Genomic DNA, 24,603 nt, shown 5'->3' on the forward strand with positions numbered 1-24,603 from the left:
CTAAAAAAACTAAATAAATAATGAAACATTGGATTGAAGCCGCCAGATTACGCACATTACCTTTATCAGTTTCCGGAATTATAGTTGGGAGTATCTATGCATTATCCAATCCAACTGCTGTTATTAATACACCAACAGAAGTTTTTAGCTGGAAAATTTTTGGCTTTGCGCTTTTAACAACACTGGGTTTACAAGTTTTATCCAATTTTGCAAACGATTATGGCGATGGTATAAAAGGTACAGATAATGCTGACAGAGTTGGTCCGCCAAGAGCTATTCAAAGTGGTGTAATTACACCCGCAGCAATGAAAAAGGCTATTATATTTACATCATTATTAACTCTCTTATCAGCCATTACTCTGATTTATTTTGCTTTTGGAAAAACTAATTTTATTTATTCAGTCTTTTTCTTATTACTTGGTATTATGGCAATCGCCTCGGCCATTCGTTACACTGTTGGTAATTCAGCATACGGATATAAAGGTTTTGGCGATATTTTCGTATTTGTTTTCTTTGGTTTAGTAAGTACTTTGGGAGTTAACTTTTTATATTCAAAAGAAATAGATCCGCTTTTAATTTTACCCGCAATTTCAATAGGTTTATTAAGCGTAGGAGTTTTAAACCTTAATAATATGCGTGATGAAGAATCCGACAAAAAATCCGGTAAGAACACAATTGTAGTGCAAATTGGTGGTGATAAAGCAAAATTGTATCATTATTCCTTGATTATTACAGCTATGCTTTTGGTTATTATATTTGCTGTTTTAAGCAAATACCGTTTTGACCAATATTTATTTTTATTGGCATACATACCACTGACCAAACATTTAATTACCGTTTACAAAAATCAGGACCAGAAATTACTGGACCCAGAATTAAAAAAACTGGCTCTTAGTACTTTCTTACTTTCTATATTATTGACATTGTGCATGATATCTTTAATTTCAGATATTATTGTAAATCTTTTCCTTGGTGGAAGATAAATTATTTTTAACTTTTAATATTTATCAAAATGAAAATCACATTTTACGGACACGCTTCATTAGGCATTGAAGTTGGAGGAAAAAACATCGTTGTAGATCCTTTTATTACAGGAAACCCACAAGCTTCTGAAATTGATATAAACACCATAAAAGCAGATTATATACTGTTAACTCATGCCCATGGTGATCATGTTTTAGATGTTGAAGCTATTGCAAACCGAACACAGGCAACAATAGTTTCCAATGCTGAAATTGCAAGTTATTATGCAAAATTAGGCTTTCAGGCACATCCAATGAATCATGGTGGTAGCTGGAGTTTTGATTTTGGAAAAGTAAAATATGTAAACGCTGTTCATTCGAGCTCATTTCCGGATGGAAGTTATGGTGGAAACCCAGGTGGCTTTGTTATCGAAGGTGAACACAAAAACATTTACATTGCCGGCGACACAGCATTAACTATGGACATGAAACTGATTCCGATGCGTACCAAACTTGATTTGGCAATTCTGCCTGTAGGAAACAATTTTACTATGGATGTTGAAGATGCTATTATTGCTTCTGATTTTTTAGATTGTGATAAAATCCTAGGTTACCATTTTGATACTTTTGGTTATATAGAAATTAATCACGAAGAAGCTATCAGGAAGTTTTTTGCAAAAGGAAAAGATTTAATGCTTCTTGAAATTGGTAAATCTATAGAATTATAATTTTTTTTCAGGAGATGTTTCCTACTGTACGCTATATCTTTTTCTGGCAAAAAAAGCCATAAAAAGGATGCCGCTCCATTAGGGCTATATTTCAGTATTCAAAACTAAAACCACGTGAAAGCCATATCTAGTTGACAGACTAAAAGTCTGCTGTAACACTATTTTATTAGCCACAAATTACACGAATTAACACTTATTAATTTGTGTAATTTGTGGCTAATATTTTTTTAGAAGTTTAAGCTAAATGTATTAAAGTACGTATAGTTGTAAACTATATCTGAGACCAATAAATTAAGGACAAAGAAAGATTTCATGATTTTTATTTATGAAATATTTTTCTATTTCAGAAAACAATAAAAGTAATCACTTCAATGTTAAGGCTCCCAAAATTTCTTCGTACATAAAAGGACCTCCTGGGTATTTTGCTGTATAATCAAGGTTTAACCAAACCTGACCACGTTCATCTATATGATAATGAAGCTTTTTACCTTGGCTTTCTTTTACAAAAAGAACATTTTTTATCAGATAATTTACTTTTTCTAAATCTATTAATGAACCAATAAGAATTTCTGGATAGATATGTCCTTTAGTATGAATTAGTCTTGGAGTACCTCCAATAGAGCGAATAGCAGCCGCCATTAAAATCGAATGATCATCGCAATCTCCTGAAAAATACTCTAATGATTCGCTGGCAGTAGCAATATAATCACCCTCTTTAGGATCATTTACATAATTCCAACGACTATTAATTTCCTTAAAAACAGCGAAACATTGGATAATTGTCCTGTAATCAGAATAGCCTTTTATACCTTTAAAATGCTCATTTATTGACATAATGGCAAAATTTCGAACTTTTGGATCCTGATATTCTATCGCATTAATAATTTTTGATTTATTTGGAAACGGCAGCAATTTGGCAACAATAATGTCTTGTGGAAAAGGATTATCAGACATGGTATAAATCATGGAATTGTAATCTTCTGAAATTTCAGTAAAACCGTAATTTCCAATAACACTTCCATAAAATAAAATCAATAAATAAATTGCAATACAAACCAATATAATTGTTCGTAAGAGCATTAAAAGAAAAAAAATAGCAACAAAAATAAATATAAAAATAAATACGCGATCTAAATTGAAAGGCCATTTTAAATCGATTAGGTTTTGATGCAGAATGATAAAAATTGGAATCGTTATTAAAAGACTTAACACCATAATAATGATCCTATCCCAGGGAGATTTCACCTGTAATTTAGATTTTAATTTTGGAAAGTCAATTTTTGGAATTTTTATCATAGCAATAAAAAGCAATATTTTTAAAATGCTTTTACGATTTCAACAAAAGTACTTTTTTTATCAATAATTCCCAGATCAAATAACTGATTTTGAATTTTAATAAAAGTTTTTTCCGTTAAATTTTTTTGTGTCCATTGTGTTAGCTTTAGCCATTCCTGGATATCTTCCAGTTTTTGATTAAAAATATCTGCCAATGTCTTATCTATATCTGGGATTTGAATAAAATCCTGTGTCGTGCTATTAATGATTTCAAGAATTTTTTCAATTATTTTAGGGTTTTTCTTTAAAAATTCATCCCGAACAGCAATTACAAATGAAGGCCATGGGGTAGGGCAATCACCAACACGTCTAAAAATACCCTGATCAACAAGAGGTTTGGTCATAAAATGTTCCCACATAAAATAATCCGCAGTTCCGTTGGTTAAAGCTTCGACAGCGCCATCAATTGTATTAATAGTTTTAAACTCTAAATTATCTGTTTTCCAACCTTGATTATTGGCATTTACATATGCCATTAATTGTGATCCGGATCCTAATCTTGAAATAGCAACTTTTTTATTTTCAAGATCTTTTATAGTATGAAAATTAGATTTTGCAGCAACATGAATTCCCCAAATTAAAGGAGACTGAACATAAATTTGAACAATTTTGCTTGGATTTCCGGCTACAATGTCTTTTACAATTCCTTCTGTCAGAATAACTGCCATATCTGTTTCACCATCACGAAGCATCTGGCACATTTTTCCGGTACCTTCAGGAATATTTTTCCATTGTAAATCTATATTTTCGGCTTCAAATTCGCCATTTTCAATGCAAAGATGCCATGGCAAATTGAAGTGTTCGGGAACACCTGCAATTTTTACTGTTTTCATTATGGTTTTAAGTTTAAGTTAAGTTGTTTGTTTGGATGCGTATTTAAGTTTGTTTTTTAATTTTTTAATAAATCCGTTTTGTGTTTTTCAGAAAGACAAGGTTCTGCAAATTCTATTATCAAAAGCGATTCATATTCATTTAATAGCTTTTTTACAATTGCATAGTCTACGTCTTTTAGAACTTCAACTGCAAATAAGGTTTCATTTAAACCTTCTGATAAACAATTAACGGATTTTAATTTTTCTCTGATTATTTCTTTATCAAAACCTTTTTCTAAAATAACAACCTGAACAATTGAATTTCCTGAAGACTCTATCGTTTTCCTGTAAACCAGACATTCTTCATCTTCATCATATTCTGCAAATAAAATATCGTCTGTTGCAATTAGAGGCCCAAAAAAAGGAATGTTATCTAATTTGAAATATCCTTTTTCCAAATCAATAATTTCTGTCCACATAGTTTCTACAATTATATCTTCTAACAAATCACTATAATATCTAAATAGGATTTTTGTGTGTGTTTCTGCCATTCTCTAATTTAATTTTGTTGCTTTTAAAGGCGAAATCACAATACGATAACCATCCGGATCCAGAAACATTTGTCCATTTTCATTCCAATATGGATTAATTGGAGTTGTTCTTGAGATATTGTTATCTATAAGATTTTGCAATAGCTCATTATATTTTCTAATTGTATCCGGATATAGCACCATAATATCATCTTCATCAAACGTGTGATTGGCTTTAACATCAGATCGTGTAAATTCAAAATGCCAGTCTGAACCTGATTTTCCTATAAAAATGCCATCGTAATTATTGTGGTTCTCAAAACCTCCTAATCGTTCAAAACCGAGTATGTTTACATAAAAATCTTCAATTATTTCTAAATTATTAGTGTGTCGTGCAACTCGTAAAATCATTTCTCTAATTTTTCAATTAAAATTATAAAGCAGATGAAAAGTATAAATCCTGCGAATAAATTTTTCTGTGCTGTAGTGAATCCATTTTTATCAATAATGTCACTATCATTCATTATCCCAGTAATATTCTAAACTTTTTGGATATTTTTCTTCAATAGATACATTTAGAAGTTGAAAAAAGCTCCATCTAAATAAACCTCCCACGCCTAAAGTAAATTTTCTTATTGGTTGAAAAATTATATGATCAATTAAAAAACCGAACATTATTTTTCTGCCAATTTATCCAACGTATACCCAATCAACTCATCAACGGCTTTATACGGATCTTCACTAAAAGTTCCCGAGGCACGATTGGCGATAATGGCATTTAATGATAAAGCATTATGCCCCAGAAGTGCTGAAAGCCCATAAATTGCCGCTGTTTCCATTTCTAAATTAGTAATTCTGTCATCATTAAAACTAAAATTATCCATTTTGTTGTTTAGCCCTTCATCCTGAATATTCAAACGTAAAACACGTCCCTGAGGACCATAAAATCCTCCGGAAGTAGCAGTTATTCCTTTAAATATCTTATCGCTTTCAATTATTTTTTCTAATGTTTCTGAACAGGCAATCGCATATGGTCTTCCTTTTCGGATATCCCAATTAGTATGAACGATAAATGCATCTTCTAAAGCATCTTGCGAAATATCATCAATCAAATAGGAGCGAAGCATATTATCTAAACCAAGCCCAAATTTAGACATTACAAAACTATCCACCGGAATATCTTTTTGTAGAGAACCTGAAGTTCCAATTCTGATAATATTTAGGGAAGTTAGTTCTTTCTTCGGCTGACGCGTTTCTAAATTGATATTTACCAAAGCGTCTAATTCGTTTAAAACAATATCTATATTATCAGGTCCAATCCCGGTTGAAATTACCGAGATTCTTTTTCCTTTGTAAATTCCGGTTTGGGTTTTAAATTCTCTTTTTTGTGTCGAAAATTCGATGGAATCAAAAAACTGAGTAATTTTTTCAACTCTGTTCTGATCTCCAACAAAAATTATATCGTGCGCTATGTGTTCAGGGCGAAGGTTTAAGTGGTAAACACTTCCATCCTGATTTAGTATTAATTCTGATGCTTGTATCATTTTTTTGAGGTGCTAAGTTGCAAAGGTTCTGAGGTTTCGGTTGAAGTGCGCACAGCAGTACGTCTTTCTTTAAAGTTTTAAAATCTGTTAACCTCCAACTCGTTTTGTTTTAAATCCTTTTTCTTTTAAAATAGCCATAATCTTGTCACGATAATCTCCCTGAATGATGATTGAATCATCTTTGAATGTTCCGCCAACACTTAGTTTTGTTTTAATTTCTTTGGCGAGAATTTTAAAATCTTCGTCAGATCCTTCATAGCCTTCGATTATGGTTGTTGCTTTTCCTTTTCGCTTTTCGAATTTGCAAATCATAGGCTCTTTTTGAACATAAAGTACATGTTCATCTTCCTGAGTGTCTTCAGGTTCATTTGATTCAACATGCTCTGGAAATAAATTTTTAAGTTGATCTTTAAAGTCCATTATCTCATTTTTTAAAATTAAAAAGACATTAAGCAGGAAACTCAATGTCTTTTTATTACTTCTCGTAAATTTAAAGATTATTTTTTTATTAAACCTAAATCTACTAAACGTTCGTATAAATAATCTCCTGCTGTAATATCCTCGAATTTCTTAGGATTCTCAGCATCAATACAGTTTTCTAAACAATCCAGACGCATATCGCTGACAGGGTGCATAAAAAACGGAATAGAATAACGTGAGGTACCCCATAATTCTCTGGGTGGATTTACAACCTGATGAATTGTAGATTTTAATTTGTTGTTGGTATGTCTTGACAACATATCACCCACATTAATTACTAATTCATCATCTGCAGCAATGGCATCAATCCATTCTCCATCATGATTCTGAACCTGTAATCCTTTGCCCTGAGCCCCCATTAATAAAGTAATAAGGTTAATATCGCCGTGAGCTGCTGCACGAATCGCATTTTCTGGTTCAGAAGTAATGGGTGGGTAATGAATAGGTCTTAAAATAGAGTTTCCTTCTTTTGCATATTCATCAAAATAAAACTCGTTTAAACCTAAATGCAAAGCCAGCGCTCTTAATACATAAATACCCGTTTTCTCCAGCATTTGATACGCTTCCTTACCTATAATATTAAAACGAGGTAATTCTTTTACTTCAACATTATCAGGATATTCTGAGGCATATTTTGAATCTTTGTCAATATATTGACCAAAGTGCCAAAACTCTTTCAAATCTCCTTCTTTACGTCCTTTGGCATGTTCTTTTCCAAAAGACACATAACCTCTTTGTCCGCCAATTCCGGGAATTTCATAATTATGTTTGGTTTCTATTGGCAAAGCGAAAAATTTTCGAATTTCGCTATAAAGTTCGTTTACCAGCTGATCATCTAAAAAATGACCTTTTAGGGCTACGAAGCCAATGTTTTCAAATGCACTGCCGATTTCATTTACAAATTTTTGTTTACGTTCCGGGTCGCCCGAAAGGAAATCACGTAAGTCTACACTAGGAATGTTTTGCATACTTTACATTTTTATTTAATTGTCAAAAGGCGCTTAAAACCTTTGCCTTACAAATGTAGAGAATATTTTAGATTTGAATTTTAAAAGTTATATTAAAATTTAATAACAATAATCTTTATAACTGTTGTAAAATTTTATCTTTGAAATAACAAAACTGGAAAACAATGATCTTTTACAGACAAGGCCTTACTGATGCTCAATTATTAGATTTATATAAGAAATTACTAAAACCCCGATTAATCGAAGAAAAGATGCTTATCTTAATTCGGCAGGGAAAAGTGTCCAAATGGTTTTCCGGAATTGGGCAGGAAGCAATTTCAGTAGGAGTCACTGCTGTTTTGGATGAATCTGAATATGTATTGCCTATGCATAGAAACCTTGGGGTTTTTACATCCAGAAATATTCCGTTGTACCGGTTGTTTTCGCAATGGCAGGGAAAAGCAAATGGTTTTACAAAAGGAAGGGACCGTAGTTTTCATTTTGGGACACAAGAATATAAAATTATCGGAATGATTTCGCATCTGGGACCGCAATTAGGGATTGCAGACGGAATTGCCTTAGCTAATAAGCTTCAAAACAATAAAAAAATCACCGCTGTTTTTACCGGTGAAGGAGCAACGAGCGAAGGCGATTTTCATGAAGCACTGAATATTGCTGCCGTTTGGAAATTGCCCGTCATGTTTATTATTGAAAACAATGGTTATGGTCTTTCGACTCCAGTGAACGAACAATATTCTTGCGAAAACCTTGCTGATAAAGGCATTGGCTACGGAATGGAAAGCTACATTATTGACGGAAATAATATCCTGGAAGTTTACACGAAATTATCAGAATTAAAAGCTTCAATGCAGGAAAATCCGCATCCTGTATTATTGGAATTTAAAACCTTTAGAATGCGTGGCCACGAAGAGGCGAGCGGCACAAAATATGTTCCGCAGGAATTAATGAATGAATGGGCTGCAAAAGATCCGGTAACAAATTATCGCAATTATTTGATTGATATTGGTGTATTGACTGCTGAACTTGATGGGGAGTTTCACAGTGAAATCAAGAATGAAATCGACGAAAATCTAGCCATTGCCAATGCTGAACCAGAAATAGTTCCAAATTACAGCGAAGAGTTAAATGATGTTTACAAACCTTTTCAATATGAAGAAGTTATTTCTACATTAGAATCTAAAAATATTCGTTTTATAGATGCAATCAGAAATAGTTTAGAGCAGTCTATGCTACATCATAAGAACCTAATAATTATGGGGCAGGATATTGCTGAATATGGTGGGGCTTTTAAAATTACAGACGGGTTTGTTGAGTTTTTTGGAAAAGACAGGATTCGAAATACGCCAATTTGCGAAAGTGCCGTTGTTTCTACAGCAATGGGTTTATCGATTAACGGTTACAAAGCCATTGTAGAAATGCAGTTTGCCGATTTTGTATCAACTGGTTTTAATCCAATTGTAAATTTACTGGCCAAATCGCATTATCGTTGGGGTGAAAAAGCAGATGTTGTGGTTCGGATGCCATGTGGCGGCGGAACTCAGGCAGGACCTTTTCACTCACAGACTAATGAGGCGTGGTTTACTAAAACCCCAGGTTTAAAAGTCGTATATCCGGCTTTTCCTTATGATGCTAAAGGCTTATTGAATACTTCGATAAATGATCCAAATCCTGTTCTGTTTTTCGAACACAAACAATTATACAGAAGTGTGTATCAGGATGTTCCAACCGATTATTATACCATTCCGTTAGGGAAAGCGGCATTATTAAAAGAAGGAAGATCTATAACGATAATTGCTTTTGGAGCTCCTGTACATTGGGCGCTGGATACTTTGGCAAATAATCCTGAAATAGAAGCAGATTTGATCGATTTAAGAACTTTGCAGCCTTTGGATACCGAAACTATTTTTGCATCCGTGAAAAAGACAGGAAAAGTAATCATCTATCAGGAAGATACTATGTTCGGCGGAATTGCCAGTGATATTTCGGCCTTAATTATGGAAGAATGTTTTCAATACCTGGATGCACCTGTAAAAAGGGTAGCCAGTTTAGATTCTCCAATTCCGTTCACAAAAGCACTGGAAGATCAATTCTTGCCAAAAGACCGGTTCGAAAAAGAGCTTATTGCTCTATTAGCGTATTAATAAATTATCATTTACCTTTTTATTCTTTAATAAACATATATGAAAAAACTACTTGTTGCCATTATTACAATCACCTTACTTTTTTCCTGCAACAAAAGCACGAAAACCAACGCAGATGAAGATTTAGATAAAAAATTCGACAAATATAAAGATGGTTTTGTTACTGCTTTATGGAAAATTAATCCTGGCTGGGCTTCTGGCGCTGGTTATCATAAATTAGATAGTGTTTTGGTTGTTCCTGACAATGAAGAGCTAAAAAGGCAATTAGATTTCGCAAATGCGCAGTTAGATTCATTAAAACAATTTGATATCCAGAGTTTGTCGGATAACAACAAAACGGATTTTCATATGATAAAAAATCAAATGGAAAGCAACTTGTTTAGTATTAAAGAATTAAAATCATTTGAATGGAATCCTGCCGAATATAATGTTTGCGGTTCTTTTTCAGAAATTTTAAATGGTAAATACGACTCTTTAGAAGTTCGTCTCCGTGCTTTTAATGCAAAAATGAATACGGTTCCGGCTTATTATGAAGCAGCTAAAAAGAATATCAAAAATCCAACTATTGAACATACTGAATTGGCGATTTTCCAAAATTTGGGTGGTTCTTCCGTTTTTGAAACCGATTTGAATACTGCTTTACAAAAAAGTAAATTAAGTAGTGATGAGAAAAAACAAATATTGGATAAAGCTAAGATTTCTGTCAACGCAATCAAGGAATATGCGAATTGGTTAAAATCTTTGCAGAATAAGGCACCACGCTCTTTTAGATTAGGATCTGAACTATACGCTAAAAAATTTGATTTTGATATTCAATCAGGATATTCAGCTGACGAAATTTACCAAATAGCCCTTGATCATAAAAAAGATTTGCATGATAAAATGTTTGTTTTGGCAGATAAGCTTTGGACCAAATATAAAGGAGATTCTTTAAAACCAACTCAAAAACTGGATTTAATTAAACAGGTAATTGACGAGATTTCGTTGAAACATACTACACCGGAGAATTTTCAATCTGAAATTGAAAAGCAAATTCCCGAATTAACGGCTTATGTAAAAGCAAAAGATTTATTGTATATTGATCCTTCAAAACCTCTTGTTGTTCGTAAAGAACCTGCTTATATGGCTGGAGTTGCGGGTGCTTCAATATCGGCTCCCGGACCTTATGATAAAAATGCCAATACTTATTATAATGTTGGAAGTATGTCAGGCTGGACTCCTGAAAATGCTGAAAGTTATTTACGTGAATACAACGATTATATTTTACAGATTTTAAATATTCATGAAGCAATTCCGGGACATTATACGCAATTAGTGTACAGTAATCAGTCACCGAGTATCATCAAATCTATTTTAGGAAACGGGGCCATGGTTGAAGGCTGGGCTGTTTATGCTGAGAAAATGATGTTGGAAAGCGGTTATAAAAATTCGGATGAAATGTGGTTGATGTACTATAAATGGAATTTAAGAACGACCTGCAATACGATTTTGGATATTAGTGTTCATACTAAAAATATGTCTAAGGAAGCTGCGCTGGACTTACTTACAAAAGAAGCTTTTCAACAGCAGGCAGAAGCAGAAGGGAAGTGGAAACGCGTAACTTTATCGCAAGTACAATTGTGTTCTTATTTTACAGGATATACTGAAATTTATAATTTAAGGGAAGAACTTAAAAAACAACAGGGAGATAAATTTAATTTGAAACAATTTCACGAAAAATTCCTAAGTTTTGGAAGTGCTCCGGTTATGTATATTAAAGAATTGATGCTGCCTAAAGAATAATTAAAGAATAAATTGAATTAAAAAAAAGAAAGATCGCGAGCGCATTAGATTTTAGGATTTAATGCGCTTTCTTTTTTTTGGTTTATACATTATATTTAATCCGCTATTTCGAATCAGATTCCACTTCAAACAATTGAACCTGACTTTTCAATCGGTCAATCAATAAATTCATCATTCTTTTGTTTAAACTTGAGGAGTTCTGGATGTAAGTATTGTATTCCTGAATAGTAAACAATGCCATAATTATTCCTTTTAGGGAATTTCTGAATTTAATATCCTTTTGAATAGAATTTTCAATAGTCTGAATCTTCTTTTCAACAGAATAGGAATAAAAATCAGCTTTGTTTTTATTCACATAATTAATAAAAACAGCTATAAACAAATCATTTTGAAGTTTTAAAATAGGTCTAATCGTCTGATTTTGAAACAGCTCATCAGAAGAAGATTGAGCACTTACGGTTCCTAAAGTTTCGCCTCTGAATTCTTTTAAAAAAGTGTCTCTGTCTGCCATGTTTTTTCTTTAAAATTAAAGAAAAAATCCCATAGTAAAACCCTATTTTTGTTATTATAATATAAAAAACATGAGATTCCATACCAGAAAATGGGTTAAACCCCAAGATTTAAATCCAAACGGAACTTTATTCGGCGGACAGTTATTAGCCTGGATAGATGAAGAGCTGGCTTTATACTCGATTGTGCAATTAGAAAACCCGAGAGTTGTCACTAAACACATGTCTGAAATCAATTTTAAAAGCTCTGCCAGACAAGGTGATATTGTTGAAATTGGAATTGATGTTGTAAAATTTGGCCATACATCATTAGTACTAAAATGTGCTGTAAGAAATATGATGACCCGCGAAATTATCATCACAATTGATCATACGACTATGGTTAATTTGGGTGAGGACGGAAAACCAAAAGCACACGGAAAAACACAGATCGAATTTGTAAAAGATCGGTTGTAAATATCATTTTTACCATATAAGGTATATAAAAAAAATAAGTTTTATTTAAAAGGACATAAGTAATACTTGAAATAATGCCGGTTTTTTTAGAGCAACCTTAGTCGTTACTGCGGATTTGACACTATCAAATGCGACAAAATATCGTTCCTGTTACTTATTATTGCTTAAAACTCATCCCAGATATATGAAATTTTTTTTATTGTTTCTTTCTCTAATATTAGTTCTTTTATTTTCCTGTAATTCCAAAGAAGAAAAGGATAAATACAATCCTGTAGTTTATCGTGCAGTACATAATAAAGACACAGCAATTTTATCAATAAATATTAATGATAAACGTTTTTACGGCCGTTATGAAATATCGCATTATAAGATTGGCAAAGATTCCGGGGATGTCAGGGGAGATATAAAAGGAGATACTTTAAGAGGTGATTTTCATTATATCAGCTATGGCGGCGGCTGGAAAAGAATTCCTTTGGCTTTATTAAAAAAAGACAATAAACTGTTTTTAGGAAGCGGCGTGATAGGTACGTACATGAATCTTCCTTGTTTTATGCCGGGGACACCTATAGATTATGAGAATTCAAAATTTATTTTTGAAGAAAAAAACAATTAAAAAATAGTGAAACAATAAATGGTATAAGTTTAGATTTAAATTTGGTTATAATTTCTTATATCTTATATGGGGCTTATATGGGGCTAAAAAGTTTTTTTTTAACGACCAATTTTCGATGGGAGTTCAAATATTTCAAGATCAAAATAAACTACTGAAGCAATCGTGTGGTCAAAAATATCTGCCATTATGTATTCATAATTGGCCCAGCGTTTATCGCTGGAAAAAGCATAAATTTCTAAAGGAACTCCATGCTCGGTTGGCTGTAACTGACGGCACATAATATGCATATCTTTATTCAATCCTGGATAATTTATCAGGTATTGCATGATATATTTTCTGAACAGGCCTAAATTCGTCATGTTTCGTCCATTCAGTGCCAGCGATTTATCAATTCCTCGTAAATCATTATATTTTTCAATTTCTGTTTGTCTGGTTTCAATGTAAGAACTTATCAATTGCACTTTTTTCATCTGAATCAAATCGTCATCATTCAAAAATCGAATACTACTGCTTTTAATTAAAATGTGTCTTTTAATACGTCTTCCTTCAGATTTTTGCATTCCTCGCCAGTTCTGAAAAGAGTCTGAACTCAAAGCATAAGTGGGAATCGTAGTAATGGTGTTATCAAAATTCCGAACTTTTACTGTCGTTAAATTAATTTCGATTACATCTCCGTCAGCACCAAATTTATCCATTGTTATCCAGTCGCCAATACGGACCATATCATTTATCGCAACCTGAACACTTGATACAAACCCTAAAATAGTATCTCTGAAAATCAGGATGATAATAGCTGAAAGTGCCCCTAAAATTGTTAGTAATTCGCCTTTTTTTATTGCGAATAATGTTGAGATAATCATGGCCACTCCAAAAATCCAAAGGACAATCATAATAACCTGAACGAAACTGTCTATTGGTTTGTCACTATACTCTGGTTTTTGCTTCAGATAATCGCGTAAGGCATTAAAAATTGTTCTGATAATCCATAAACTAATCAAAACTATATAAATGCCAACTATTTTTCCAAACATCAATTCCCAATATTCATATTTATCCAGAATAATTGGAACCGCTTTATAAATAAAGAAAAACGGAATTAAATACGCTGTGTATTTTGTTGTTTTATTGTGTATTAAATAATCGTCAAATTTGGTTTTGGTCCGCTGAGCAAAAATAGCAGTCAGCGTAACCAAAACAAATTTGGCTATATAATAAATGGCATAAGCCAATGCCACCATTATTATAATATTAAAGATGAGGCTGATATAAGAAGCAAAATTGCGGCTCATTCCCCAATCTCTAAAAAGAGGATAAAAAAAGTTAAATATTTTATGCATTATGTGATAAATACTTTTTCTCAATATAAAAAGTTCCAAACGGAATAAGAGAGGCAATCAGGATAATTCCAAAAGTTTTTAAGTCCCAATTTTGAGGTTTTTTTAGTAAAAATGCCAAAATTATGTAACCAATAAATAAGACTCCGTGTGCCATTCCAAACGGACGTACTATTGTATGATAAAGTTCTGGATTATTCGATTTTAGGATCAACATATTAGCGATTAATACTAAATATGAGATTCCTTCTAAAATTGCGGTAACTTTAAAAATCTTGAGCATGTATCTGTTTTTTGAATTTATAACTGGCAAAATTAAGTATTATCGTTGATTATTAGAGTATGAATCACAAAAGTAATTTACTTTTGTGATCTTAAACTTTGATAATGAGTAAGCGTGATTTAAAAAAATATTTAGGAGAATTAAATAAAGAGCAACTCGAAGAGCAAATTATCGAATTGTATGAAAAATTTAGTCCTGTAAAAGTTTTCTATGATTTTGTTTTTAATCCAAAAGAAGATAAACTTTTGCAGGATTACAAATCGAAAATCTCTCATGAATATTTTCCTGTAAAGAAACCCAATGCAAAATGGCGTCCGAAAGCAAAAATGCGACGTTCTGTAGCACAAAAATATATTAAGCATTTTATTTTAATAGGAGTGGATCCCTTTATTATTGCAGATGCCATGTTATACAATATTGAAATTGCACAAACTTTTTCCTCTTCAAATTTCATCAAACAGGAACTTTTTTATAAAAGTATGCTTAATTCATACGAACAAGCTCTAAATTTTATCATCTCAAACGGAATTTTAAATGAATTTAAGTCCCGGATTTACGCTATTAAAGAAGAAACATTTAAGCAAAAATGGAAGAATAAGGATGATTTTGAAGCTATTTTAGAAAAAATTGACTTTTAAAAGTCACTCTCATAAAAAATCTTATTTAAAAAAATCATTTATTTTATGATAAAATAAGACGAATAACTGTTTTTTAGGTGTATTTTTGCAAAAATCCAAAAATCACAATGTCTCAAAACACTTTAGAAATAGAAAGAGAAGAGAAAAAAGAACTTTATGCATACCAAAAAGGTGACATCGATGCCATTTTTGAACGTTTAGACAATGCTCCTCCGCAACATCATTTATTATATCAATTGCCTACAGGAGGTGGAAAAACAGTGATTTTTTCCGAAATCGTTCGTCGTTATTTAGCCAATAATGATAAAAAAGTTGTAGTTCTGACACACCGTATTGAGCTTTGTAAACAGACTTCAAAAATGTTGAAAGGCTTCGGGGTTTCCAATAAAATCATCAATAGTAAAGTAAAAGAACTGCCTGATCAGAACGAATATTCTTGTTTTGTTGCGATGGTGGAGACTTTAAAGAACCGTATCAATGATGAGAAATTGCATCTTGATAATATTGGTTTGGTTATTATTGATGAAGCACACTACAATTCATTCAGAAAATTATTGAGCTCGTTTAAAAATGCCTTCATTTTGGGCGTAACAGCAACTCCTTTAAGTTCGAACATAAAATTGCCAATGCACCAAAGTTATGATGAACTTATTGTGGGTGACACAATCAGTTCGTTAATAAACAAAGGCTTTTTGGCAAAAGCCACAACATATAGTTATGATGTTGGTCTAACATCTCTAAAAGTTGGTATTAATGGAGATTACACCGTAAAATCATCAGATGATTTATACACCAATACCGTAATGCAGGAAAAATTACTGCATGCCTATACCGAGAAATCTTTAGGCAAAAAAACCTTGATTTTTAATAATGGTATTCATACTTCGTTATATGTGTATGAAACTTTCAGGGAAGCAGGTTATGACATCAGACACCTTGATAATACAAGCAGTTCAGAAGAACGTAAAGATATTTTGGCATGGTTCAAAAAGACTCCGGATGCAATTTTAACATCTGTCGGAATTTTAACAACTGGATTTGATGAGCCAACTGTAGAAACTATTATCCTGAACAGAGCAACAAAATCGTTAACGTTATACTACCAGATGATTGGTCGCGGATCCCGTAAATTACCCGGTAAAGATGAATTTACCGTTATCGATTTAGGTAATAATGCCGCACGTTTTGGTTTGTGGAGTGAGCCTGTCAACTGGCAGCATATCTTTAAATCACCCGAATTTTATTTGGAAAACCTTCGTGATGATACTGAAATTGAGTTATACTTCAAATACAGCATGCCACCGGAATTACGTGCAAAATTCAGTAAAACTGCCGATGTGAGTTTTGATGTTGATGAAGAACATAAGTTAATTATCAAACAAAATTTACGATCTAAAGTAGTATTAGACAAATCATTAGAACAACATGCAGCAATGTGCGTAGATAATACTGAAACATTGCAAGAGGCAAAATCATTAGGAAAAGAACTGGATGACGATATCGAATGCCGAATTAAGCGTTATGCAAAATGTTTAAGCCAATGCAGTAAAAACTACCGCGAATGGCTTGTTGATGATTACAAACTAAAAATGGTTTTATTGATTGGTAAAAAGTATCGTGAAAAAATCATGAACGAACCAGATTGATTTTCTGAATTATAAAGTCTGATAATCAAGGCCAGGGAACCGGATTTCAATACCTAAAATAAAATAATGAGAAATTTTTCAATTTTTCAATTTTAAATCTTTAAATAAAAAATATGTTAAATCAATTCTCATCATTAGGAATTTCAGCGCCAATTTTAAAAGCATTAGGTGAATTGAATATTGTTGAACCAACAGAGATTCAACAAAAAACGATTCCCTTACTTTTATCTGAAACCCATGATTTAGTAGGTTTAGCCAAAACCGGAACCGGAAAAACTGCTGCTTTCGGATTACCATTATTGCAATTAATTGATACCGGATCCCCAATTGTTCAGGCCGTAATTCTGGTGCCAACCAGAGAACTTGGGCAGCAGATATTCAGGAATTTAGAAGATTTTGGAAGGCATATTTCAAATATTGCAATAGCTGCAACTTGTGGCGGAATTCCAATAAAACCACAAATTGAAAGATTAAAGCAACCAACCCATATTGTAGTAGCAACACCGGGACGTTTAATCGATTTAATTCAGCGTAAAGCAATCGACTTAAAACAAACTCAATATTTAGTTTTAGATGAAGCCGATGAAATGGTTTCTATTCTAAAGGAAAGCCTGGACGAAATTGTTGCTGAACTTCCTAAAAAACACCGTACTTTATTGTTTTCAGCTACTTTACCGGGAATCATAAAACAACTGATTCAAAATTACTTAAATAAAAACGTCCTTCAGGTTAGTGCCAATATGGAAACAGTTGGGAACCAGGGGATAGATCACGAATATATTGTAGTGGATCCAATTGAAAAGCTGGATGTTTTAATGCATTTCCTAAATTCAAAAGACGGAGAACGCGGAATTATTTTTTGTAAAACCAAAGCCGCAGTTAATAAATTAGCAAAAAATCTGGCTATTAATCGTTTTTCATCAGGAGCCATTCACGGTAGTTTATCCCAGGGAATTCGAGACAGGATTATGGAGCAATTCCGTGAAGGGCATATCAATATTTTAGTGGCTACAGATTTGGCCGCCAGAGGAATTGACGTAAAAGAAATATCTTATGTGGTGAATTATCATTTGCCTGATGTTTACGAAACGTATGTTCACAGAAGCGGAAGAACAGCAAGGGCAGGAGCAAAGGGGCTCTCATTAACTGTACTTCAACAAGAAGAAGTAATAGAAATTCCTGAGTTCGAAAGAGAACTTGGACTCAAATTTACTGAATTTAAGAAACCTTCTGTAGCAAGTCTTGAGGAAAATAATACCCTTTTATGGGCAAAACAAATTTTTAAAACAAAGCCCAATCACGATATTTCAACTGATTTGAAAACAAAAGTAAAAACAGTTTTTCATCATCTTACCAAAGACGAATTAATTGAAAAATTGTTAGCCAATTACGTTTTGCAGAACAAAGTTGAAGTGACTGAAAAACCTGTTAAAAAATTCAAAAAGTAGTAATTCTAACTTTTGACTTTGAAAATTATTGTTGTACTTTTATGAGGTATTTATTTTTGAATAAAACCTACTAATAAACAATACTATATGAAAATAGTCATCATCGGAGGGGGGTTTGCAGGATTAAACCTGGCAAAAGAACTTGTAAACCATCCAGATATACAAGTAACACTCGTCGATAAAAACAATTACAACTTTTTTCCACCACTTATATATCAGGTTGCAACAGCTTTTTTAGAGCCTTCGAGTATTAGTTATCCTTTCAGAAAATTTTTTGCCGGAAAAAAAAATCTACAATTTCGTTTAGGCGAATTACTTTCTGTAGTTCCTGCCGAAAATAAAATCATACTTAATAACGGTGAACTGGATTATGATTATTTAGTTTTTGCTACAGGTGCAGAAACAAGTTATTTTGGTATGGAGAACGTGATGAAAAACGCTATTCCGATGAAAACCTTAAATGATGCCATCGAAATGCGAAATACCCTGCTTAAAAACCTTGAGAAAGCCGCTATTTGCAAGGACATCCGCAAACGTCGTAAGTTATTGACAATTGTGGTAGCCGGAGGAGGCCCAACAGGAGTAGAGGTTTCAGGAATGTTTGCCGAAATGAGGAAAAATATTCTGCTAAAAGAATATCCGGAACTTGAAACATCAGCAAGCAATGTTTATTTAGTAGATGGAGGTGATGCTTTACTGGCACCAATGAGCGAAGCTTCTCAAAAAGACACTTTAGAAGCCTTAACCAATTTAGGCGTAATCGTCAAATTAAACAGTCGTGTTATTGATTATGTGGATGACACCGTACATTTTGAAAATGGAGAGACTATCAAAACCAAAAATTTAATCTGGGCTGCAGGTGTTACAGCAAAAATATTTGAAGGAATCCCAAAAGAAAGCTATGGCCGCGGAAGACGCATGGCAACTGACGAGTATAATAAAGTGAATGGCCTGACAAATATTTATGCTATTGGCGATACCGCAATTTCAGCCGGTGACAAAAATTTTCCGGACGGACATCCTCAGGTTGCTCAGGTTGCCATTCAGCAAGGACTAAATCTGGCCAAAAACTTTAAAGCAATGTTTCAGAAAAGACCTCTGAAACCATTTGTTTACAAAGACAAAGGCTCTATGGCTATTATAGGAAAAAACAAAGCTGTGGTAGATTTGCCAAGCCCAAAATGGCACTTTAAAGGTTTTTTCGCCTGGATTATATGGTTATTTATTCACCTTATATCATTAATAACATACCGCAATAGAATAAACACTTTCTATAATTGGATGGTAGCCTATTTTGCACGGGATCAATCTCTCAGAATGATTATCAGACCTGATAAAAGATCATAATAAAAAGCCGGAATTTTGTTCCGGCTTTTTTATACTATTTAGATTTCTAAATGGTATTATTATAACGATAAGATTTGTTTTAATGTCCCATCATAGTATCATCATCTGTAGATAATGCTACTTTTTGTATAATAAAACGTTTTCCAATATTCAGGACAATAAAAGCGATAATAGTAGTTGATGCCATAATTATTACCATTGGGGTTACTGAATCTATTACAAAAATTCCGACAGCAAACGAAGCCAAAGCCCCTAAACCTAACTGAATAGCGCCCATTAAAGCAGACGCACTTCCGGCATTTTTGGCAAAAGGAGCCATAGTAAGCCCTGCAGTATTAGGGTTTGAAATACCTAAGCACCCTAAAAATAAGAATAACATTCCGATAGTCCCATATAATCCCAATAGATTGTTTAAAGAAAATATCAGGAAGACAATACTTATTATGGACTGGGTAATTAAAGCTGCAAAAATCATTTGCTCGCTGGAGAATTTTTTCAATAAAAGAGAATTCAATTGACTCGATCCAATAAAACTGACCGACATAAAAGCAAAAATCCATCCGTAAGTTTTGGCATCTACATGATAAATATCCATAAAAATTATAGGAGAGGCCGCAACATAGGTAAATAAGCCGGAAAATGCAATTGAACCGGTAAAAGCGTAAGTATAAAATTGTGGTTCTTTCAGCACCTTTACAAAATTAGAAATAATAGGTTTTGGTTTAAGTGAAATAGTGGTGTCAGGTTTATAACTATTTGGCAAACCTATTTGGGATGCAAGTAAAATAGCAATCCCCATACACATCAATATTAAAAACACAGTGTGCCAACCATAATCTTCTGTTACATAACCTCCAATTGTTGGCGCTAACATTGGCGAAAGTCCAAGAACGAGCATTAATAATGAAAATACTTTAGGAATATCCTTGACAGGGAACAAATCCCGAACCATTGCTACAGACGCTACAGTTGCGGCACAACTGCCAATGGCCTGAATAAAACGTAATAATATAAAGGAATCAATATCAGTAACATAGACACATCCCAAAGAAGCAAGAATGTAAACCATTAAACCAATGAACAATGGCTTTTTTCGTCCAAAACGGTCTAATAAAGGCCCATAAAGCAATTGTCCGGCTGAAATTCCTATAAAGTAACTCGATAAACTCATAGAAACTTTGGCGACTGTTGTATTTAAGTCTTTTGCAATACCTGAAAAACCTGGCAAATACATATCAATAGAAAATGGACCTAAAGCTGTTAATGAACCTAAAATAAGAATGAGTTTAATATATTTCCTTGTTGTCATTTTCTTAAAAAATTGCCTTTTATTTTTTGCAAAGATAAAGATTTCGTATCTTGTTAGATATTAAAAACAACTTTTATCAAAAAAGTTAGTTGTTTTACAAATTAAATAATTTATTAGAAGCATTTAATCTAAAAAATAAAATTATGAAAAAACACATTTTACTCTTATCGCTTATAGTTACATCAATGTCATTTGCCCAGACAATCACGTCAAAACTTGAAAATGTAAGTACGGCACAATATGAACTTCTTAAAAAGGTAAATGAGTTTTATCCCGATATTACTTTAAACAAACAAATTAATAATTTTTATGCTGATGGAAAAATAATTGATTCACAACAAGAATTTGATTTGAGAAATACTAAATTTTCAAGCTATAAATTAGGTATTGAGCCAGATAATAAAAAATTGCTGTTTGAATACGTTTCTGATGAAACCGGGAAAGTATATGGAGATGTCTCTGTTTTTAAAGGAAATGTTTTGAGAACCACTTTTTCAGATTCAAAAAACGAAATTGAAGTTTCCTTAAACGGAAAAGCAGTTTATCAGAATAAATTATAAAAGAAAAAGCATCAAATTAAATTTTTTAAAATGAAGAAAATTACTTTTTTGCTTATTCTGTTTATTGTTTTTTCGGGATTTTCTCAAACCAATAAATTTACAGGAACATGGAGTAATGAAAATTGTATTGATTGTATTAATGCGGATATTTTAATTATTAATATTGCTCAATCATACAGCAAAATTTATGGATCGGTTAAAATCATTCATAAAGAAAATTACCAAAAGATTGATTCATTAGACATTACTGGTTATGTGAATGGTGATAAAGCATATGTTTTATTAAAAGGAAATGAGGGTAAAGACTTTAACGTAGTATTATTGGCAAACGAAACTACCTTACAATTTAATAAAAGAAGCGGATCAGATAAACTTCCTAAAGAAGCGATTCTGGAAAAATTATATGAATAGTCGCAATTTTAGTATAATATATATTGAACTATAATTTATATTATGTAAAATAGAAAATTTCAGGATTACTACATTTGCTTAAGCTTTTCCAATAAAAAAAACAGCATTACAATTATTTTGCAATGCAGTTTTTATTTGTGACTAAAACTTATTATTTTACAGAAAACGGAATTTTCCATTTTTCCCAACTTAAAACAATAGAATTTTTATTAATTATGTATGTTAGGCTTTCTGTATTTGTGTCAGCTATTTTTTGTTGAACCTTTACACGCAGCTGATCTTCTTTTTCATCATAATTATGAGTTCCGGATTGCTTGGCAACTTTATTAAAAATTAAAATACTTTCTTTCTCACTGGGAATCACAAAAAAAGAATATTTACCAGCAGGTAATTTTGAGCCTTCAATTGTAAGATCTTTATCTGTTTCAATTGTTGTTGCTTCATTAGCACCTGCACGCCATATTTTATCAAATGGTACCAATTCACCCCAAATTTTTCTGCCTTTTACAGATGGACTACTGTAACTGATTGTAATTGTGGCATCATTTATTTTTCCTGTTGTAACAGCTGGCGGACTGGCGGGTTTTCCTTGTGCATTGCTAATTGCAACTGTAAAAAGAGCCATAAGTAAGAATAAAAATTTGTCTTGTATTTTCATGATTTCAAAATATTTATGTTTAAATAATGAAATTATAATTTCTTACCTTAAAATGTGCCATTTCTTAATAATTTTAAGAAAAAATTAAGATGTACAGAAATTAATTATTATACAATACAATAAGGTAGTATTATGATTTATTATTTTATTATTTTTACATTCGATACTTTAAAAAAAAAATATCAAACAATTATGAATACTATAGCTGAACATATTGCAGATTTTTTAAAAGAATACCCTCCATTTAATAATCTGACTTTTCAGGAATTATCTCATATTGCGACAAATATTCGTGTTTTAAATTTAGAAAAAAATGCTATATTATTTCAAAACAATGATATGCTTCATGACAGCTTTTATGTTGTGTCATCAGGTACAATAAATTTAACCACAATAGCTGATGCCGAAGAGACAATTATCAATAAATGTCATGAAGGTGATATTTTTGGTTTGCGTCCTTTTTTCGCAAAAAACAATTACATGATGACTGCGAAAGCTCGTGAAGAAAGTATTGTTTATGCTATTCCAATTGCTGTTTTCAGACCATTTGTAGCCAACAATTCAGATGTTTTAAATTTTCTGCTAGAAAGTTTTGCTACCAATTCACGACATACTAAAGATAGCGTGGGTTCTGGAAATAAATTGATTTCTGATGCTTCATATTATGTAGATCCGCAATCAGAAATGCAATATATTCAATCTCTTAATTATAATAATTCGCCATTAACAACCACTGCAGATCAAATTGTAAAAGACGTTGCTATTTTAATGACGAATTCAATGGTTGATAACATTGTGGTTTGTGAAAACAATAATCCTATTGGTATTTTAACAGATGCTGACTTATCTTCAAAAATAGCAACTGGACGATACCCTATTACCGAAACAATTGATAAAATCATGTCCTCTCCTGTTGTTACGGTTATAGAAAACGTATCATTGGCAGAAGCTCAACTTTTAATGCTTAAACATAATGTTTCCCATTTGTGTGTTACTAAAGACGGAACTAATAAATCTGGTGTGAAAGGAATTATTTCCGAACATGACTTAATTGTTGCCCAGGCTAGTAATCCAGGTGTTTTAATTAAAGAAATTAAGCGATCACAACTTCCAAAAGATTTAAAACATATACGTGAACGCCTTTCGGATTTAATTCAAAATTCCATCCAAAAAAGCATTCCTATTTCTCATATTAGTAATATCGCAAACGAAATAAATCTTGCTCTGATCAAGCGTTCTGTAGAACTTTCAATACTGGATTTAGGCTCCCCTCCTGCCAGATTTGCATGGTTAAGTATTGGAAGCCAAGGGAGAAAAGAACAACTTTTACTTACAGATCAGGACAGTATATTAATTTTTGAAGATGTATCTGCGGAAAATTACAGGGATGTAAAAGATTATTTTTTACGACTGGCCAAGAGAACAACATCTTTATTAGAAAAAATAGGATACGATTTTTGTCCAAACGGCCACATGGCCAGTAATATGTTATGGTGTAAGTCATTGACAGACTGGACAAAACAATACAATAGCTGGATGAATACTCCAGGTGAGAACAGCAATGATTTAAGTAGTATATTCTTTGATTATGAAATTGTTTTTGGAGAACCAAAAATTGAAGAAGCAATAGAAAATGTCATTTTTAAAAATGCCATCAATAATCCGTTATTTTTTGATTTTTTAGGAAATGATGCCTTAAAAAAGAATTCACCGCTTAGTTTTTTCAAAAAATTTAATGTTGAAGAAGAAGGACTTTATAAATCTAAATTTGATATTAAAACCAAAGCATTAATGCCTTTAATTGATGGTGCGAGATTACTGATATTGAGTTTAAATATAAAAGGAATACAAAATACGTATTTAAGATTTAAGCAATTAGCCATTTCCGACTCAAAAAATGCAGAAATATATTTAAGCTGTGCTGAAGCTTTTCTGACATTATCAAAGTACAGAACAATGGAAGGATTGAAAAATGATGATTCTGGACAATATATCAATTTAAAAGAATTATCTAAAAGCGATAAAGAGAAGTTAAAAAACGCATTAACACCAATGCGTGATCTTGAAGAATTGATAAAAAGTAAATTTCAACTTACACAATTTTCATAA

25 protein-coding genes are annotated in these 24,603 nt (G+C 32.4%); 13 read left to right on the forward strand and 12 right to left on the reverse strand.

All coding sequences use genetic code 11. From position 1 onward, the window contains the following. The first annotated feature begins 20 nt into the window (after positions 1 to 20). Positions 21 to 983 carry a 1,4-dihydroxy-2-naphthoate octaprenyltransferase gene (gene menA, locus J2W48_RS17005; protein WP_310282879.1) on the forward strand — a complete coding sequence of 321 codons (963 nt, stop codon included), beginning with the start codon at positions 21 to 23 and terminating at the stop codon, positions 981 to 983. Between the two features lie 29 nt (positions 984 to 1,012). Next, entirely contained in the window at positions 1,013 to 1,690 is a 678-nt protein-coding gene (locus J2W48_RS17010) for a metal-dependent hydrolase (RefSeq protein WP_310282880.1), read from the forward strand. 363 nt (positions 1,691 to 2,053) lie between these two features. Here the strand turns inward: J2W48_RS17010 and J2W48_RS17015 are convergent, their stop codons facing one another. From J2W48_RS17015 to J2W48_RS17045, 7 genes are all read right to left on the reverse strand, one after another. Further along, positions 2,054 to 2,986, reverse strand: coding sequence for a transglutaminase-like domain-containing protein (locus tag J2W48_RS17015; protein WP_310282881.1), 933 nt, complete (start codon positions 2,984 to 2,986; stop codon positions 2,054 to 2,056). Between the two features lie 20 nt (positions 2,987 to 3,006). Continuing rightward, the gene (locus J2W48_RS17020) at positions 3,007 to 3,858 is read right to left on the reverse strand and encodes a substrate-binding domain-containing protein (protein WP_310282882.1); all 852 of its coding nucleotides are present in this window, start codon (positions 3,856 to 3,858) and stop codon (positions 3,007 to 3,009) included. 56 nt (positions 3,859 to 3,914) lie between these two features. Further along, positions 3,915 to 4,388: a DUF4265 domain-containing protein gene (locus tag J2W48_RS17025; protein WP_310282883.1), complete on the reverse strand. Its 474-nt coding sequence runs from the start codon at positions 4,386 to 4,388 to the stop codon at positions 3,915 to 3,917. A gap of 3 nt (positions 4,389 to 4,391) precedes the next feature. Then, complete coding sequence (locus J2W48_RS17030) at positions 4,392 to 4,778, reverse strand: VOC family protein (RefSeq protein WP_310282884.1); 387 nt, start codon at positions 4,776 to 4,778, stop codon at positions 4,392 to 4,394. A gap of 263 nt (positions 4,779 to 5,041) precedes the next feature. Further along, positions 5,042 to 5,911 (reverse strand): nucleoside phosphorylase, encoded by an 870-nt coding sequence (locus J2W48_RS17035; RefSeq protein ID WP_310282885.1) that lies wholly within the window; start codon positions 5,909 to 5,911, stop codon positions 5,042 to 5,044. An 87-nt stretch (positions 5,912 to 5,998) separates the two neighbouring features. Then, the gene (locus J2W48_RS17040; RefSeq protein ID WP_310282886.1) at positions 5,999 to 6,331 is read right to left on the reverse strand and encodes a translation initiation factor; all 333 of its coding nucleotides are present in this window, start codon (positions 6,329 to 6,331) and stop codon (positions 5,999 to 6,001) included. Between the two features lie 77 nt (positions 6,332 to 6,408). Beyond that, a complete protein-coding gene (locus J2W48_RS17045; protein ID WP_310282887.1) occupies positions 6,409 to 7,359 on the reverse strand; it encodes an isopenicillin N synthase family dioxygenase in 951 nt (316 codons plus the stop codon). Positions 7,360 to 7,523: 164 nt separating this feature from the next. Here J2W48_RS17045 and J2W48_RS17050 point away from each other — a divergent pair, with 164 nt between their 5' ends. Both J2W48_RS17050 and J2W48_RS17055 read left to right on the forward strand, forming a co-directional pair. Continuing rightward, positions 7,524 to 9,500 (forward strand): alpha-ketoacid dehydrogenase subunit alpha/beta, encoded by a 1,977-nt coding sequence (locus J2W48_RS17050; protein ID WP_310282888.1) that lies wholly within the window; start codon positions 7,524 to 7,526, stop codon positions 9,498 to 9,500. 39 nt (positions 9,501 to 9,539) lie between these two features. Beyond that, a complete protein-coding gene (locus J2W48_RS17055; RefSeq protein ID WP_310282889.1) occupies positions 9,540 to 11,282 on the forward strand; it encodes a DUF885 domain-containing protein in 1,743 nt (580 codons plus the stop codon). A gap of 103 nt (positions 11,283 to 11,385) precedes the next feature. Here the strand turns inward: J2W48_RS17055 and J2W48_RS17060 are convergent, their stop codons facing one another. Then, a complete protein-coding gene (locus tag J2W48_RS17060) occupies positions 11,386 to 11,793 on the reverse strand; it encodes a glyoxalase (RefSeq protein ID WP_310282890.1) in 408 nt (135 codons plus the stop codon). Between the two features lie 70 nt (positions 11,794 to 11,863). Here J2W48_RS17060 and J2W48_RS17065 point away from each other — a divergent pair, with 70 nt between their 5' ends. Further along, a complete protein-coding gene (locus J2W48_RS17065; protein WP_310282891.1) occupies positions 11,864 to 12,247 on the forward strand; it encodes an acyl-CoA thioesterase in 384 nt (127 codons plus the stop codon). A gap of 184 nt (positions 12,248 to 12,431) precedes the next feature. Continuing rightward, on the forward strand, positions 12,432 to 12,860 hold the full coding sequence (locus tag J2W48_RS17070; protein WP_310282892.1) for a hypothetical protein: 429 nt from the start codon (positions 12,432 to 12,434) through the stop codon (positions 12,858 to 12,860). A 98-nt stretch (positions 12,861 to 12,958) separates the two neighbouring features. Here J2W48_RS17070 and J2W48_RS17075 read toward each other — a convergent pair whose 3' ends face one another. Beyond that, the gene (locus J2W48_RS17075; protein WP_409025184.1) at positions 12,959 to 14,149 is read right to left on the reverse strand and encodes a mechanosensitive ion channel family protein; all 1,191 of its coding nucleotides are present in this window, start codon (positions 14,147 to 14,149) and stop codon (positions 12,959 to 12,961) included. Positions 14,150 to 14,189: 40 nt separating this feature from the next. Then, positions 14,190 to 14,477, reverse strand: a complete 288-nt coding sequence (locus J2W48_RS17080) for a DUF3817 domain-containing protein (protein WP_310282893.1) — start codon at positions 14,475 to 14,477, stop codon at positions 14,190 to 14,192. Between the two features lie 104 nt (positions 14,478 to 14,581). On the opposite strand from J2W48_RS17080, the gene J2W48_RS17085 reads away from it, so the two are divergent. The 4 genes from J2W48_RS17085 to J2W48_RS17100 all read left to right on the forward strand — a co-directional run bounded on the left by J2W48_RS17085 (position 14,582) and on the right by J2W48_RS17100 (position 19,556). Then, positions 14,582 to 15,115, forward strand: coding sequence for a DUF6155 family protein (locus J2W48_RS17085; RefSeq protein ID WP_310282894.1), 534 nt, complete (start codon positions 14,582 to 14,584; stop codon positions 15,113 to 15,115). Between the two features lie 107 nt (positions 15,116 to 15,222). Next, positions 15,223 to 16,761: a DEAD/DEAH box helicase gene (locus tag J2W48_RS17090; RefSeq protein ID WP_310282895.1), complete on the forward strand. Its 1,539-nt coding sequence runs from the start codon at positions 15,223 to 15,225 to the stop codon at positions 16,759 to 16,761. 113 nt (positions 16,762 to 16,874) lie between these two features. After that, complete coding sequence (locus J2W48_RS17095) at positions 16,875 to 18,209, forward strand: DEAD/DEAH box helicase (protein WP_310282896.1); 1,335 nt, start codon at positions 16,875 to 16,877, stop codon at positions 18,207 to 18,209. 87 nt (positions 18,210 to 18,296) lie between these two features. Further along, the gene (locus J2W48_RS17100; protein WP_310282897.1) at positions 18,297 to 19,556 is read left to right on the forward strand and encodes an NAD(P)/FAD-dependent oxidoreductase; all 1,260 of its coding nucleotides are present in this window, start codon (positions 18,297 to 18,299) and stop codon (positions 19,554 to 19,556) included. Positions 19,557 to 19,635: 79 nt separating this feature from the next. On the opposite strand, the gene J2W48_RS17105 is transcribed toward J2W48_RS17100, so the two are convergent. Next, positions 19,636 to 20,865 carry a multidrug effflux MFS transporter gene (locus J2W48_RS17105; protein WP_310282898.1) on the reverse strand — a complete coding sequence of 410 codons (1,230 nt, stop codon included), beginning with the start codon at positions 20,863 to 20,865 and terminating at the stop codon, positions 19,636 to 19,638. A gap of 143 nt (positions 20,866 to 21,008) precedes the next feature. Between J2W48_RS17105 and J2W48_RS17110 the strand changes: the two genes are divergently transcribed. Continuing rightward, positions 21,009 to 21,425, forward strand: coding sequence for a hypothetical protein (locus J2W48_RS17110; RefSeq protein WP_310282899.1), 417 nt, complete (start codon positions 21,009 to 21,011; stop codon positions 21,423 to 21,425). A 30-nt stretch (positions 21,426 to 21,455) separates the two neighbouring features. Then, positions 21,456 to 21,836, forward strand: a complete 381-nt coding sequence (locus J2W48_RS17115; RefSeq protein ID WP_310282900.1) for a hypothetical protein — start codon at positions 21,456 to 21,458, stop codon at positions 21,834 to 21,836. A 151-nt stretch (positions 21,837 to 21,987) separates the two neighbouring features. Here J2W48_RS17115 and J2W48_RS17120 read toward each other — a convergent pair whose 3' ends face one another. Beyond that, positions 21,988 to 22,494, reverse strand: a complete 507-nt coding sequence (locus J2W48_RS17120) for a DUF2911 domain-containing protein (RefSeq protein WP_310282901.1) — start codon at positions 22,492 to 22,494, stop codon at positions 21,988 to 21,990. A 192-nt stretch (positions 22,495 to 22,686) separates the two neighbouring features. Between J2W48_RS17120 and J2W48_RS17125 the strand changes: the two genes are divergently transcribed. After that, complete coding sequence (locus tag J2W48_RS17125; RefSeq protein ID WP_310282902.1) at positions 22,687 to 24,603, forward strand: DUF294 nucleotidyltransferase-like domain-containing protein; 1,917 nt, start codon at positions 22,687 to 22,689, stop codon at positions 24,601 to 24,603.

It is taken from the genome of Flavobacterium piscis (assembly GCF_031457575.1).
Classification (GTDB): Bacteria; Bacteroidota; Bacteroidia; order Flavobacteriales; family Flavobacteriaceae; genus Flavobacterium; species Flavobacterium piscis_A.

Excerpts from the sequence above, each read along its gene's own strand:
- J2W48_RS17060 (WP_310282890.1), bottom strand. The coding sequence starts at position 11,793 with ATGGCAGACAGAGACACTTTTTTAAAAGAATTCAGAGGCGAAACTTTA.
- J2W48_RS17085 (WP_310282894.1), top strand. The coding sequence starts at position 14,582 with ATGAGTAAGCGTGATTTAAAAAAATATTTAGGAGAATTAAATAAAGAG.
- J2W48_RS17020 (WP_310282882.1), bottom strand. The coding sequence starts at position 3,858 with ATGAAAACAGTAAAAATTGCAGGTGTTCCCGAACACTTCAATTTGCCA.
- J2W48_RS17090 (WP_310282895.1), top strand. The coding sequence starts at position 15,223 with ATGTCTCAAAACACTTTAGAAATAGAAAGAGAAGAGAAAAAAGAACTT.
- J2W48_RS17050 (WP_310282888.1), top strand. The coding sequence starts at position 7,524 with ATGATCTTTTACAGACAAGGCCTTACTGATGCTCAATTATTAGATTTA.
- menA (WP_310282879.1), top strand. The coding sequence starts at position 21 with ATGAAACATTGGATTGAAGCCGCCAGATTACGCACATTACCTTTATCA.
- J2W48_RS17070 (WP_310282892.1), top strand. The coding sequence starts at position 12,432 with ATGAAATTTTTTTTATTGTTTCTTTCTCTAATATTAGTTCTTTTATTT.
- J2W48_RS17075 (WP_409025184.1), bottom strand. The coding sequence starts at position 14,149 with ATGAGCCGCAATTTTGCTTCTTATATCAGCCTCATCTTTAATATTATA.
- J2W48_RS17115 (WP_310282900.1), top strand. The coding sequence starts at position 21,456 with ATGAAGAAAATTACTTTTTTGCTTATTCTGTTTATTGTTTTTTCGGGA.
- J2W48_RS17015 (WP_310282881.1), bottom strand. The coding sequence starts at position 2,986 with ATGATAAAAATTCCAAAAATTGACTTTCCAAAATTAAAATCTAAATTA.
- J2W48_RS17040 (WP_310282886.1), bottom strand. The coding sequence starts at position 6,331 with ATGGACTTTAAAGATCAACTTAAAAATTTATTTCCAGAGCATGTTGAA.
- J2W48_RS17010 (WP_310282880.1), top strand. The coding sequence starts at position 1,013 with ATGAAAATCACATTTTACGGACACGCTTCATTAGGCATTGAAGTTGGA.
- J2W48_RS17095 (WP_310282896.1), top strand. The coding sequence starts at position 16,875 with ATGTTAAATCAATTCTCATCATTAGGAATTTCAGCGCCAATTTTAAAA.
- J2W48_RS17030 (WP_310282884.1), bottom strand. The coding sequence starts at position 4,778 with ATGATTTTACGAGTTGCACGACACACTAATAATTTAGAAATAATTGAA.
- J2W48_RS17065 (WP_310282891.1), top strand. The coding sequence starts at position 11,864 with ATGAGATTCCATACCAGAAAATGGGTTAAACCCCAAGATTTAAATCCA.
- J2W48_RS17105 (WP_310282898.1), bottom strand. The coding sequence starts at position 20,865 with ATGACAACAAGGAAATATATTAAACTCATTCTTATTTTAGGTTCATTA.
- J2W48_RS17025 (WP_310282883.1), bottom strand. The coding sequence starts at position 4,388 with ATGGCAGAAACACACACAAAAATCCTATTTAGATATTATAGTGATTTG.
- J2W48_RS17055 (WP_310282889.1), top strand. The coding sequence starts at position 9,540 with ATGAAAAAACTACTTGTTGCCATTATTACAATCACCTTACTTTTTTCC.
- J2W48_RS17080 (WP_310282893.1), bottom strand. The coding sequence starts at position 14,477 with ATGCTCAAGATTTTTAAAGTTACCGCAATTTTAGAAGGAATCTCATAT.
- J2W48_RS17045 (WP_310282887.1), bottom strand. The coding sequence starts at position 7,359 with ATGCAAAACATTCCTAGTGTAGACTTACGTGATTTCCTTTCGGGCGAC.
- J2W48_RS17125 (WP_310282902.1), top strand. The coding sequence starts at position 22,687 with ATGAATACTATAGCTGAACATATTGCAGATTTTTTAAAAGAATACCCT.
- J2W48_RS17100 (WP_310282897.1), top strand. The coding sequence starts at position 18,297 with ATGAAAATAGTCATCATCGGAGGGGGGTTTGCAGGATTAAACCTGGCA.
- J2W48_RS17035 (WP_310282885.1), bottom strand. The coding sequence starts at position 5,911 with ATGATACAAGCATCAGAATTAATACTAAATCAGGATGGAAGTGTTTAC.
- J2W48_RS17110 (WP_310282899.1), top strand. The coding sequence starts at position 21,009 with ATGAAAAAACACATTTTACTCTTATCGCTTATAGTTACATCAATGTCA.
- J2W48_RS17120 (WP_310282901.1), bottom strand. The coding sequence starts at position 22,494 with ATGAAAATACAAGACAAATTTTTATTCTTACTTATGGCTCTTTTTACA.